The 13,933-nt window shown below is 39.4% G+C and carries 12 protein-coding genes; all 12 read right to left on the reverse strand.

Annotation, left to right across the window (positions count from 1 at the left end):
* Window positions 1–6: 6 nt before the first annotated feature.
* Complete coding sequence (locus tag C3B51_RS04725) at window positions 7–2,250, reverse strand: heavy metal translocating P-type ATPase (protein ID WP_130244344.1); 2,244 nt, start codon at window positions 2,248–2,250, stop codon at window positions 7–9.
* 101 nt (window positions 2,251–2,351) lie between these two features.
* On the reverse strand, window positions 2,352–2,765 hold the full coding sequence (locus C3B51_RS04730) for a MerR family transcriptional regulator (RefSeq protein WP_130244335.1): 414 nt from the start codon (window positions 2,763–2,765) through the stop codon (window positions 2,352–2,354).
* Between the two features lie 82 nt (window positions 2,766–2,847).
* Entirely contained in the window at window positions 2,848–3,375 is a 528-nt protein-coding gene (locus C3B51_RS04735) for a c-type cytochrome (protein ID WP_130244336.1), read from the reverse strand.
* 13 nt (window positions 3,376–3,388) lie between these two features.
* The gene (locus C3B51_RS04740; RefSeq protein WP_240701851.1) at window positions 3,389–4,594 is read right to left on the reverse strand and encodes a porin; all 1,206 of its coding nucleotides are present in this window, start codon (window positions 4,592–4,594) and stop codon (window positions 3,389–3,391) included.
* Window positions 4,595–4,706: 112 nt separating this feature from the next.
* On the reverse strand, window positions 4,707–5,129 hold the full coding sequence (locus C3B51_RS04745) for a hypothetical protein (protein ID WP_130244337.1): 423 nt from the start codon (window positions 5,127–5,129) through the stop codon (window positions 4,707–4,709).
* 204 nt (window positions 5,130–5,333) lie between these two features.
* Window positions 5,334–6,680 carry an FAD-dependent oxidoreductase gene (locus tag C3B51_RS04750; protein ID WP_130244338.1) on the reverse strand — a complete coding sequence of 449 codons (1,347 nt, stop codon included), beginning with the start codon at window positions 6,678–6,680 and terminating at the stop codon, window positions 5,334–5,336.
* Window positions 6,681–7,436 carry an SDR family NAD(P)-dependent oxidoreductase gene (locus tag C3B51_RS04755; RefSeq protein ID WP_130244339.1) on the reverse strand — a complete coding sequence of 252 codons (756 nt, stop codon included), beginning with the start codon at window positions 7,434–7,436 and terminating at the stop codon, window positions 6,681–6,683.
* A 75-nt stretch (window positions 7,437–7,511) separates the two neighbouring features.
* Window positions 7,512–8,198 (reverse strand): heparan-alpha-glucosaminide N-acetyltransferase, encoded by a 687-nt coding sequence (locus tag C3B51_RS04760; RefSeq protein WP_240701852.1) that lies wholly within the window; start codon window positions 8,196–8,198, stop codon window positions 7,512–7,514.
* Window positions 8,189–9,040: a copper resistance protein B gene (locus C3B51_RS04765; protein ID WP_130244340.1), complete on the reverse strand. Its 852-nt coding sequence runs from the start codon at window positions 9,038–9,040 to the stop codon at window positions 8,189–8,191. The genes C3B51_RS04760 and C3B51_RS04765 overlap by 10 nt, the downstream gene beginning before the upstream one ends.
* Window positions 9,037–10,860: a copper resistance system multicopper oxidase gene (locus C3B51_RS04770; protein ID WP_130244341.1), complete on the reverse strand. Its 1,824-nt coding sequence runs from the start codon at window positions 10,858–10,860 to the stop codon at window positions 9,037–9,039. The genes C3B51_RS04765 and C3B51_RS04770 overlap by 4 nt, the downstream gene beginning before the upstream one ends.
* Window positions 10,850–11,254, reverse strand: a complete 405-nt coding sequence (locus C3B51_RS04775; RefSeq protein ID WP_240701853.1) for a nuclear transport factor 2 family protein — start codon at window positions 11,252–11,254, stop codon at window positions 10,850–10,852. The genes C3B51_RS04770 and C3B51_RS04775 overlap by 11 nt, the downstream gene beginning before the upstream one ends.
* Before the next feature lie 285 nt (window positions 11,255–11,539).
* Window positions 11,540–13,720: a TonB-dependent receptor family protein gene (locus C3B51_RS04785; protein ID WP_130244342.1), complete on the reverse strand. Its 2,181-nt coding sequence runs from the start codon at window positions 13,718–13,720 to the stop codon at window positions 11,540–11,542.
* Between the last annotated feature and the right edge of the window lie 213 nt (window positions 13,721–13,933).

Here is a 13,933-nt window from a genome sequence, read left to right on the forward strand (position 1 = left end):
TTCTCCTTAATGCTCTTTTGCTTTAAACAAGCGAAGTCGATTTGCATTTGACACTACGGTCAATGACGAAAACGCCATTGCAGCACCTGCAATTACAGGGCTAAGCAGAATGCCAAAGAAGGGATATAGAATCCCCGCAGCAAAAGGAATCCCGGCTATGTTATAGACAAACGCGCCAAACAAGTTTTGTTTGATATTTCGTAAAGTGGCTTTGCTTACAGCTATGGCATCAGCAAGGCCATGAAGTGAGCCACGCATCAGGGTAATATCAGCACTTTCGATTGCTACATCAGTCCCTGTGCCTATGGCGAAACCGACATCGGCTAACGCTAGTGCTGGAGCATCGTTGATGCCATCACCTGTCATACCAACGATCTCGTCACTGTCTTGTAGCTCTTTGACCTTGTTGGCTTTGTCTTCTGGCAGCACTTCAGCAAGAAACTCACTAATACCTGCTTTTTTGGCAACAGCGGCTGCGGTTTCCTTGTTATCACCTGTTAACATGATGACGCGTATACCATTAGCCTGAAGCCGTTTGATAGCAGAGATTGAGTCTGACTTAATGGGATCTGCGACAGCAATGATTGCGGCAAGTTCACCATCTACAGCAAAGTACATAGGTGTTTTGGCTTCTTTGGCTAAAGACTGGGCTTTTCCAACAAAGCCTGTGAGGTCTATGCCTTTTAACTTCATTAGTTTATCGTTACCAAAAAGCAGGACTTTATTGTTACAGTTTGCTTCTACACCAAAACCCGTAATGGCATTAAACGATTCAATTTTTAGTAACTCAATATCCTTATCTAACGCACTTTCAACAATCGCTTGCGCTAAAGGGTGCTCTGAGCCGCTTTCTAAACTTGCTGCAAGCTGTAGTACGTCTTTTTCGTCAGTAGCTTTTGCTAAAACAATATCGGTTACCTTAGGTGCCCCTTCAGTAATAGTGCCCGTTTTATCTAAAATCATGGCTGTGATTTTAGAGGCGGTTTGTAACGCTTCTCCATTTCGTATAAGCACTCCGGCTTCTGCTGCTTTTCCTACTCCGACCATGACAGACATGGGTGTTGCCAAGCCTAAAGCACACGGGCAGGCAATAATAAGCACAGTAGTTGCTGATACGATAGCAAAAGCAATTGCTGGCTCAGGGCCAAAGTTAAGCCATGCTAACGCACTTAACACCGAGATGATCATGACTACAGGAACGAAATAGGCGGAAATAACATCGGCCAAGCGGCCAATCGGCGGTTTTGAATTTTGCGCTCGTTTCACCATATTGATGATCTGTGCAAGCGCCGTGTCTTTACCAACGCGTGTCGCTCTAAATAAAATCATGCCTGATTTGTTCAAAGTACCAGCGACAACCTCATCTTCTTCGGCTTTTTCAACAGGCATAGGTTCGCCTGTCAGCATGGACTCATCAATAGAGGTGTGTCCTTCCAATACAACGCCATCTACGGGAATTTTTTCACCCGGCTTTACTTTCACAACATCATGAAGCAAAACCTGTTCGATACCTATCTGAACCTCTTTATTATCACGAACTACAGTTGCCGTTTTGGCCTGCAAGCCGATAAGACGTTTAATGGCCTCAGAGGTTTTACCTCTGGCTTTTATTTCTAATGCTAGACCTAAATCAATTAAGCCAATGATCATGGCGGTAGCTTCAAAATAGACATGTCGTGCCATCAATGGAACGGCGTCAGGTGCAAACACGACAACCATCGAATACACCCAAGCTGTACCTGTTCCTAAAGCTATTAGAGTGTCCATATTAGCGGAGTGGTTTTTAAAGCTTTTCCAAGCGCCAATATAAAAATGCTTACCTGAAAAATACATAACACCAAAAGTTAAAATGCCTACAACCAGCCAAGACATGCGTTCAAGGTTTGTTTCAACCGTCATTTCTCCAACCACAATGCTGTAGATCATCAAAGGAACGCCGAGTGAAAGAGCAATAAACGTATCGCGCATTAGCTTTTTGTAATATGCCCAGTCCGCCGCCTCTTTCTCGTCAAGCGCATCTGTTGCTGAGCTATCATCAATTGGCTTCGCGTTATACCCCACTGACTCAACAGCTTTGATCAATTCTTCTGTTTTAGCTGTCCCAGAAACTGTTACAGTCCTATCAGCAAAATTCATTTCCGCACTGACGACTCCAAGCGTTGCCTTTAACGCCCCTTCAATTTTGCCTACACAGCTAGCACACCCAGCTCCTTCTATGATGAGCTGTTGGTTATGTGATACTTTCTCCAACGTATTCTCCTTACTTTTACATGAAGAAGATTGAGCTTTTGCCTGACAGCAACAGCCTGATTCAGTTTTTATATTTGTTTTAGTAGCCACCATTTTTCCTCCTATGCCGTTTTAATTTGCTCAAAGTTTTCGATGAGATGACAAACCATGTTTGCAGTCGGTGCTTTGTCTTCCATTTCTTCCCATTGAGAAAGAGCCAAAGACATTTTTCCTCGAAGTGCCAACATTGCTTGAAACTGCTTTTCTGTTTCTTCAAGCCGCTCTTTGATCAGACTTCTGACTAATGGGTACGCACTTTTACCATCTTCAGATTCATTAAGAATTTGCTTGATATCAGCAACGGAAAAACCAAGGTTTCTGGCACTTAAAATGAACTTAAGTCTCGATACCTCTTTATTCGAGTAAGACTTATAGCCGTTCACTGACTTAGCAGGTTTTAACAGTCCCAATCGCGTGTAATAGCGCACCGTATCAGCAGTCGTTCCAAGGCTTTTTGATAGTTCTGTTACTTTCATATTTACTCCTTAGTTTTTCACCTAAGTTTGTACTCTCACCTACAGCTTAGACCTGTGTCTAAGACACAGGTCAAGCGCTTCCTTATGATTTAATGTACTCAGCTATTGCTTTTATCTGTTGCTCGTTTAGTGGCATTTTAGGCATAGGCGAAGATGAGTTATTAAACTGAGGATTTTGTAGCTTCTTAATAAAGAAACCGATCCCTTTGTCTTTAATCGTCTCATCTAGTGCTGGCCCAACAGTGCCACCATCACCTTTCAATGAATGGCAACCTTGGCAACCAAATTGAGTAAACAATTGCTTTCCATCAGGCGCTATCATCTTTTCTGGCGCTACTTTTTTTGCCAAAGGTACGCTTTGGCTAGTAAGTTCCAAAAATTCAAGAACAGCTTGCGTTTCTTTACCTGTTAAATGCGCCTTTTCTCGCATATGCGGCATAATGACTTTCCATTCGGGAATAGAAAATTCATGAACAGCGCGAGCGTTATGGCATCTTGCACAGTTGTTATTGATCACTTCTGCACCGGAAATTTTCTCTTCTGCATGAGAGCTAAAAGCAGACAAAAGAGATAGGCTGACAACCAGTAATATTTGAATAATTGATTTCATTTAAGTGTCTCCCTTAAAAGCCATAGCTGTATTGAATAGCGAAGCGCTTGTCATCTTCACCATCGTGAACGGTTGTATCTTCGTATGTCGCCTTAATGACTGCTCGGCTGTCTAACCAGTAATTAATGCCATAAGCCCAACGCTCCGCTTCGTTAATTTTATTGGTTTCGGCATATTCAACGACGAAATCTGTCCCCTGTAATACATTGAACATTTTTCCAGCCATAAAGGTTGCTTGGAGATACCAACCATTGCGATCAAATGTGATCACTTTGTTTTCTTCATGTTCATCTTCTTCGAAGGCATCGGTTTCTGTTTTGATGTATTCCCCTCTGACGATGTAATGGTTACCAATCCAGTTGATATCAAAGCCAGTTGCTGTAAATCCTAGCTTTTCATCGTCATCGTATTTTGCAGTGTAATAGGAAGCGCCAACCTCAATACCGGGAAGAAAAGCATAAGCAATACGACCGCCAAACGCCTTATCAGAGTTGTTATCCGCACTCGTTGCTTCAAACGCTAGTTCAGGAAGTTCCAAAGCGTGATCATCAACTTCTTCATGCACGTCTTCCTCTTCAGCATGTTCATCGACAACCTCTTCTTCGTGTCCATCCTGCACAGGTTCTTCATCATGGGCATCTTCTTCATCGTCATGCGGAGCCTCGGCAGCAAGACCATTGGTCATATATACATCAAAGAAAATCTTCTGATTTTTACCCAAAGGAATAATGTGTTGAATGCCAACACCAATATCACTCATCACGGGTAACAAACCTTGCATAGGTTGATAACCACCATGACCACCTAACCCGCCATAAATACCGGGAGAAAATGCTGAGCGATTTATCCAACTAGGGTGTAGATTCGGCCCATACTGGCCAAATGGGAGTAGAAATTTACCTGCGGTAAAAGTAGTTGTATCTGAAAGGAAATAATGAATATCAGCGTATTCAAGCTCGACTTCAGTTTCCCCATTTTCATCGACTAAGATCTCAGTTTCAGCTTCTATATGCATTTTGTCATTGAGACTAAACAAGAAAATAGGTACAAATCGCGCACTGAATGCACTTGTATCCATCAATTCACTGTCTTCGTATTTTACGTCTCCATACCCCGCTAACGCGAAGCGACTATTATTTTGTTGTTCATTCGCTAAGAGATGTCCACTCGCAACAGCGGTAGCTATTGCAAATGGCAATAATTTGAGCATGTTCATCATGCCTCCCAAAAATATTGTGCTAATTGTTCAAAACAGTTGGTTATTTAAACCAATGAATAAATCGTTCTATTTTTGATGGGAGTGGCGAAAAAAAGACGCACTGATCCCGTGATTAGCCAATAATTGGTGGACGATAAAGTAAGAGATGGATACCAGATTTTGGTAGAGGTGTACGCTGTAGAAATAGCTCAGAGTAAATATTGCAAATACCTTCCTCTTGCGCTTGCACAAGATAGGGATTTAAATGAAAGCTTGAACAAAATCCCCCCTCACAACAAACACAATCACTAGCTTTACATTTTTCACAGACTTCATCACCATGACGGTGTTTAGAGTCTTGCGAGTTTACAGTGTGATAGTGACTATTGTCATTCATTGATTGATGGTGAATATTTTTGCTTCGTTGCATAATATGCGTGTCGGAAGATCCATTTTGATGTTCTTCACAATTCATTGGCTTAGCTGTAGCAAAACTATGCTGCGTAAGCAACACAGTTATTATCACTATTTTAAACCACCTGAAAAGTCTAAACATGTTAATTCCTTCTATAGCACCTACAATATTAGCCCCTTTATGAAAACAATTTTATGATCTTGATCAAACTTTGAACTAAAACCTATGTTTTATTGCTTTTTTACTGAACTAAATGGTTTTTTGCTTAAAAAATGTTATTTACCAGTATTAAATAACATTGGTTATAGTGAAATTTAGCGTTTAGAAAATTCTAACAAAATTATATTATTTCGATTTAGATAAAATGCCGTAAATTAGGTTATGTGGATCATATTTTTTCTTTAACTTAGATAGTCTTGCACTATGATGTGAGAAATATTGATTATGATCTGAAGCTTCTTGGTCTTCATAATTTTGATAACTTGTGGATTGACAGTACCCACCGAATTCTTGCATAGATTTGTTAACCCATTGTTTAATTTTTTTCGGTACATAATCGTTTGAGTATATTCCGGTACAACTTAGAATATAATCATTTTCTCGATGTATAAATGCGGTCTCATTTTTAGTTAAATTTTTAATTGCACCTCCCATTGGATCAAGCATTATGCCTCCCATATTTTCAGGGCATTCTGACATTGCGTTAACTATGCAATCAACTAGTTCTATCGGGTGTCCTTTTACAAACTTGTTTTTCCAGTATATCGCCAACCCTTCATTGTAGTGAGCGGATTGTAATTCGTAATAACTACGAAAACCGATATTTTTCTCTATTGGTTTTGCTAAAGCCAAAAACGAATCAAATAATGCTTTGCTTTTTTCTTTACTTTGCAAGCAGATTCCAAACACAGATACGGATGCTTGTCCAGATTCGCTAGGACCTGCATACGCATATAAAAACGTACTAGTATCCGCTTCTTTCATAACATTAAAATAATGAGTTAGTACTTTTTTCCCAGCGCTTAACGACCAACTTATTGTACCACCGTATACTTTTTGTGGGATCTTCCACAATTTATAGTCGATACTAATTACGACTCCATAATGGCCTGCACCAGCTCCTCTTAACCCCCAAAACAAATCAGAGTGATTTTCTTTAGTAACATTTAATAATTTACCTTGTCCGGTCACTATTTCAAATTTAATCACGTTATCTATTACTAGCCCGAACTTCCTTGATAAAAAGCCTACTCCTCCACCTAAAGTCGAACCAACAACACCAACACTATTGCAAGTTCCTAATGGCAGTGCTAATTGATAAGGCTCACAAGCATCATCTAGCTCATTATTTAACACGCCAGCTTCAACTATTACTCTTTTCTCTAAAGGGTTTATACCAATACGCTTAAATTTACTCATATCAATTACCAAAGTACCGGTTTGCACGCTACTCCCAGCAGTGTTATGCCCACCTCCTTTCACACAAAATCGAACCCTGTATTTATTAGCCAACCTTACAAGGGCAACCACATCATTTTTATTGTATGGCTCGACAACAGCTAGAGGAAAATTTTTTATAGCTCGATTATATACTTGAACTTTATTCTTATATTCTTTGGTATTAGGTAGGTATATCTGACATTCAGATACTTTTTTTAGTTGTAATAAAAATAATTTTGGTAAAATAGTCATTTATCGTAAATCCCATTGACATCTTGTGGTCTCATCATAAATATCCCAGCACTGGCTGGAAAAAGCTTCACCCTCTACTTCTGTTAACAACCAAAATAAAAATTTGGCGGATCTATCTGGCTGATTGAGTTGCCCACTGTTATGCAGTTGAATAAGAACCTCTACAGATGGCAAGATAGACTTGTCTGTTGCTCGAATTTTCTTTTGCATAGGAGTGTCAATTAGACCCGGAGATACTAGGCCAAATAATGCTTTGTTAGGGGGGATCTCATTCTTAAAAGACTGATAAACCATGTTGATTGCTGATTTGCTGATACAATACACAGAAGCTCCTTGAACTGGATGGATATTTGGCTCACTAGTAACAAAAAGAACCTTTGAAGCTTCGAACTTAGGCAATAAGTCCTGAGTAAGAAAAAGTGGAGCTTCGACATTTAACGCTATAGTTTTTTGCCAATCCGTTTCTTTTATTAACGTTATTGGTATTAGAGGCTCTACGACAGCAGCACAGTGTATTAGATAATCAATCTGCTTTTCACTGTCAATCGCCTTTAAAACATTTTTCCTACCTATGACTGAAGACAAATCTTCATTAATCGCCTCAATATTTGCAAATTGTTCGTTTAGTTCTAGCAACTTTGTTCGCGTCCTAGCGACTGCATAAACCTTTATTCCATTTTTAGCTAGCATTAGGCACAAAGATTTCCCCAGTCCTGAACTAGCTCCAGTAACGACAGCAACTTTACAAGTATTCATATTAACCTTCTTTTTTCATAAATTTCATCAAGCTGGACGATATGGGCCAATTTAACGTAGTGACCAAAATATACGTTAACTAATAAAATAAAAAACTAAAAACATAACTGGCTGATGAGTTAAATATATAATTAATGAATTTTTACTCAAGAACCTAATAAAAATTGAGAGCTTTCCGCTTTTTTGGTTATATCGTTTAAACCTTGTAATTTGTGCAGCCCAAATTCCAAGCAAGGGCAAAGCCAACCAAGGAAACGGAGTAACTAAGTCACTAGGATGTTTTGAAATATAACCTTCAATATAGTTAAAAGGCCAATTCCAAGGTATTTCTAAAACTATATATGCTGTAAAAGTAAGCATAGATAATAGCAAAGCAAGTTTAGGCTTTCCGACCAGCCATACTAACAATACGGTAGCAACAGCTATAAAGTGTAAAACACCAAAGTAAATCCAATGTTCTGGCAAGGTAAACAGTGAGGATAATGTCACTAGTAACGCTGCACTAGATATCTTAGCTATTCGCCAACTCAACTTCTTTGCTGATATACCTCCTTGGTAGGAATAAACCAGACTGACACCAACTGAAAACAAAAATAGGCTTACAATTAATGCTCTAAGCTCTTTCCAGAAAATGCCATTGGGTATATCTGTTGTAACATAGCCAAAATGGTTTAAATCCCAGACAAAATGAAAAGCTACCATCAATATGATTGCAGTAGCTCTCATCAAATCGATATAATTATTTCTTCGCTTTAAAGCCAAAACTTGATACCTGCAACAAAAGCAGTATCACGCGTACTTTGCCCATTTAACTTGACAAAGTCGGCTGTATTACCAAATTTATTTGTCCACTCAACGCCAACATAGGGAGCAAACTGGCGGGTAAACTCATAACGAACTCGAAAACCAATAGCACTGCTAGATAAGCCACTACCAAGGTTATTTTGGACGTCATCCTTACCGTAAAGCGTCAACTCTGCTCGTGGTTGAACAATTAACTTTTGTGTGAGTAATAGCTCATACTCTGCTCTAAGCGATAATGCTGTATTGCCTTTTTCGCCCAAGTAGGCAGTCATATCGAGATCAAACCAATATGGAGCAAGCCCCCTCATGCCAAAAGCTAGCCACTGGCGGTTTTCACCGTCCTTGCTGTAATCAAATCGTACCCCCGCTTGTGTATCCCAATATGTTGAAACTGCGTGACTCCATAAAATATCAGTTTGGTTTTCTTCTAAACTACCTTTGCTGAAGTCGCCCTCAGTTTTTATGACTAATCTATCAAAAGTAGTGCCATACCATGCCTGAAAGTCAAATACACCTGCGTTTGCTTGCTCATTATATTCAAGACGATCCCCTAGTAGCGCATAAAATGAATGTTCATCTGCCAAGGTTAATCGTTTGTCGCTATTGAGTGCATAAGGACCTTCAGTCAAAGTTGTGCCTGCTGCATAAGCATGTGGGTCTCTAGCATCTTTAGGTGCATCTCCACCTTGTGCTTGCATTTTAGAATCACCCATCTCATCTTTTGCAGATACAGATACACTTATAAGGGGTAAACCTATTAATAATAGTCTTAACGTATTGGTTAGTATTAATTTTCTCATGATACAACTACCTCTCTAAACATACCTGCATCCATATGGAATAATAAATGGCAATGCCATGCCCAACGACCTACGTCATGAGGTGTTGTTAAAAAACTAATTCTTTGCGCTGGTTGTACGGGGATAGTATGGCGACGAACCTGAACATCTCCTTGCTCATTCTCTAAATCGCTCCACATACCGTGCAGGTGCATGGGGTGTGTCATCATTGTATCGTTTTGTAAAATAACTCTTAAACGTTGATTGTGTTTCATGTGGACTGGCGTGCTTTTTCCGAACTCCAAGCCATCAAATGACCAACTATAACGCTCCATGTTTCCAGTTAAATGTAATTCAATTTCAGCTTCTGGCTCTTGCTGGTTTGTAATTCCCTCAAGAGAATGTAAATCTGCAAGTGTTAAAACACGGCGACCATTTTTACGTAAACCTATACCGGGATCATCTAGATTTGTTCTAGGCATATCAACACGCATATCAACTGAGGCTCCATACTCTGTTTTTGCATGTCGCACTTTGGTGCTAGCAACAGCCAATGGGCTTTTGGCCATTCCATGTTTACTATGATCCATCTCCATCGCTCCATGACCCATTGCACTATGATCCATTTTTTTAGAATTCATACCCGACATGTCTGCCATACCAGCCATTGTGGAATGCTCATTTCCTTGGGCCATTTTACCCATCATATCTGTCATCGTTAGCCACTCAACGGGATCTAAAGAAGGTACTGGTGCATCAATATTAGGTGCCACTGATAAAGTTCCTTTAGCATAACCTGAACGATCCATGCTTTGAGCAAAAATGGTATACGCATCATTTTTTGGCTCAACAATCACGTCATAAGTTTCACCGGGGCCAAATCTAAATTCATCTACTGTCACAGGTTCAACATTTTGTCCATCAGCTTGTACAACTGTTAACTTCAACTCAGGTATTCTTACATCAAAAAACGTATTGCTAGCGCCGTTAATAAACCTGAGTCTAACCTTTTCTCCGGCTTTAAACATTCCACGCCAATTTGCCATTGGCGTAGTGCCATTCATTAAGAAAGTCATTGCTGATGCTGATAAATCTGTAAGATCTGTAGGGTTCATTCTCATTTTATTCCACATTTCACGGCGCTGTAGCGCATTTGAAACGCTGCTATTTGAAATGTCATCAAAAAACTCTGGAACGGTAGGTTGATTGAAGTTAAATACATCGCTTTGTACTTTTAACTTACGAAACAAATCCATTGGGTCATCATCTGTCCAATCAGATAATTGGATAACATGTTCACTATCAGCACTAATAATATCCTTTTCTTTTGGTTCAATGATTAATGCACCGTACATACCTGTCATTTCTTGAAAGCCACTGTGTGAGTGATACCAATACGTGCCACTTTGTTGCAGCTTAAATTTATAAACAAAGGTTTCACCCGGCATTATCCCTTTAAAGCTAATACCCGGAACGCCATCCATTTGATACGGAAGAATGATGCCATGCCAATGAATTGAACTCGGTACTGATAATTTATTCGTTACTCTAATCGTAACATCATCACCTTCTCTGAGGCGCAGGGTAGGCGCTGGTATTGAGCCATTTATTGTCGTAGCGGTTCTTACAACACCTGTGAAGTTTACTGGTGACTCATCTATCACCAGATCTATTACTTCCCCACTTAGTTCGGGCACAGTACCTGTTATTGTTCCCGCCACTAAAGATGAAGCAGCATGAAGAATACTCGGAAAAGCAGCTAATACACCGCCAGCAGCTAATCCTTGTACAAAGCGTCTACGTGGCGTAGAAACTCGATGTAATGGATTGTTATTTCTCATTTGACTCTCCGTTGTGTGACCAATGAATGTTCTTAATCTTCCATTCACCATTTTGTTTTTCCAGCACCATCGTTTCCATGCCTTGATAATCGCGTTCAACACCTTTATGAGTACCTGTAGTTTGACTACGCGACGCAGAGATAGTGGTATTTCCAAGTATCGTCACTTGATGTTCAAGTGTGTCGCTCTTCATCGCTGCTAAATACTTCATATCCGACAACATATGATGATGAGCATATTCATCAGCGCTCCTTTCAACGCGGCCTCCCTCGAAAATGGCGACATCGTCCGCTAACTGCGCTCTAGCCTGTTTTTTCTGCGCAACAAAAAGAGTCACTCCAGATCTTACATACTCATCAAGATCTTCTTTAGTCGGCCTTAATGATCGTGTCATGATTTTATATGTATCACAAATTTTTTAACGAAACTTGCATTTTCTAATAGTTCATTGGTATAGACGGCTTCAACACTTAAGCCTTGCTCAATCAACTGTGCCAAACAGTTTGAAAATAGATTGTTTCCAAAATATACGACTTTCATATTCAATTGCTCCTTTCTATGATGCTAAAGCCAGCAAAAAGCAAAGGTTGGTGAAGCAGGAAAAAAATATATCGCCGCCAAAATATGCTACTTTCATGATTAACTCCTAACGTAAATAATCGACCTAATACAACTCAAATCAAAAAGAATATTCATATCCCAAAATTATTGAACGCGGTTTTCCAACCATAATCGACCCATGTACACGAGAAACCATGTATTTCTTACCTAACAAATTATCTACACTAATACTCATTCTTTGTTTATCAGATAGTTCATAGACAGCTCGCAAATCTAGCAATGTTCTAGCTTCGATTAATTGATCAATAGGTATTTGTCCTTTACCCGCCGAAGAACGCGATTTCCCAACATACCTAACAAGTAAGTTTCCTTCCCAGTTTTCCCCATATGCCCCTAGTGATAGCTGTAATTGATTTTCGGGGATATACGGTAACTCATAACCTGAATAAACCTCTCCCCAAGTATCCAACTTGGATTCAAAGCTATTCTTAAACCTACTCTTTGAATAGGTATATGATGCATTTATAGGAAAACGAATATTACTCGCAGTGAAATCATACCCTAGCTTTAACTCCACACCTTCTACTTGCACTTTACCCGCATTATATTGGTCACCCACATTATCATCGCTACAGCCCTGACTGACCGTACAGTTTCCGTGCATATTTTTATAATCCGAATAAAAAACTATGGCTTCGCTATTAACAGAACCTAGACTACTTCTTAAGCCAATTTCGTAATTGGTGCTTTTCTCTGCCTCACTACTCTCATTTCCGGGAGCTGGAGGAGAAAATCCCTTATTGACGTTGGCTAATACAACAAAATTATCTTTCATAGCGTATGTGAAGCCTAAAGAGGGTAGAAAAGCTGATGAGGAATTTTTAGTTTCTTTAGGTAAGTAGTTTCTACTTGGGTCGGCCTTCCCCCAGTCTTTCCTCTTAATATCTACATCTTCAAATCTAAATCCCAACCGAATATTCAGATCGTCATGTTGATATTCATCTAGTAAAAATAGTGATAAGGCTTCGGCGCTATCAATTCTGTTTGAATCAGTACCAGCTATTCCAGCAGAGGTTAACGTCATAGAAAAATCCGTATTCAGATTATAGCTATCTACCCACTGATATCTGTCCATTTCATCATAATGAACTCTTATGCCTAGTTTTAAGTCGTGCGCTTCCATATCGAAGTCGAAGTGAGACTGAATGCCTTTTGATATGTAACTTCGATTATTTGCTTTCAAATCGACATTTAGCGGTTCATTTAGCAACCCTTGATCGAATATAGCCGCTAGTTCAATCCCTCCGTCAGATAAACCCTTCCCTCCAATTTTACTCGCTTTATACCAATTACGATTAAAGTCGTTAAAATACAGACTTGTAACGATTGAAGATAAACTATTTAGTTGAACAAAGTGATTTACTTGGAGCTGAAAATGCTCTGTTTCAATGTTGTCTTTCTGAGAGGCAGAATATCTGCTATAAGGACTTTTTGAATAATCTTCATCAGTTAATCCCATATATGTTTCATTGGCTTTTTCATCTGAATACTTCAGTTTAAATTCAATTTCTTGATATGAACCAAACAATGCATCGGTGCTAAACATCGTTTTCATTAACACATCATTTTTGTTGAATCCCGAATCTGTTTCCGTTTGATTAATATTCTTAAAACCATCTGCCTGATAACTAAAGACTTCTATCAGGCCTCCAATATTATCGCCTTTTCCTCCTACATAGGTATGCAGTTTAGCGAAACCATCTTGCCCCATGTTTGCTTGAAAAAAGCCAGCAAGGTCTTCTTCTGGTATTTGCCTCGACAACAAATTTATAGCTCCTCCAATATTACGAGGCCCGTAGAGTACACTCGATGCTCCCTTGTGAACTTCTACCTGCTGAATTCTCCCAAAGGTTGGGAAGTAGTATGCCGATGGAGCTGAATAGGGAGCAGGAGCTGCTAATATGTTATCTTCCAGCACAGTTATTTTCTCACTTCGATTTTGACCCGACCCCCTCATACCTATATTTGGTCTTAAACCATAACCGTCTTCCTCTAACACATATACACCGGGAACACTCGTAAGTACTCGCATAATGTCAGTGTAATCAAAAGTAGCTAATTCTTTTTCTGCTAAAACCTGAACACTTCCCGGAATAGTATTAATGTCATTGTGTTTGCCAACGATGGTCAAGCGCTCAATACTATTTGGGCTATTTTCTTCTGCCATAGCCATATGACTAAAACTTACAACTAAGCTCATGCTTATCGAGTTTTTTACTAATTTAACAATACAATTCATTTCTATTACCTATAAAGACAATGACAACCTAAATAATTACTATTTAAGCAAATATCGACTATCCCCTTTAAAATCAACTTGGAATATCTAGATATAGCTAAGCCCTTTAATCGACTTAGCTAAACTCCAGCTTTTATCAACTAACGACGGTTTCTTGCTGAGGAATGCGTATGAAGCACCTTCCAATCACCATCGGCCTTGTTGATCAAATCC

The sequence above is a fragment of the Pseudoalteromonas rubra genome, from assembly GCF_004212645.1.
GTDB lineage: Bacteria > Pseudomonadota > Gammaproteobacteria > Enterobacterales > Alteromonadaceae > Pseudoalteromonas > Pseudoalteromonas rubra_G.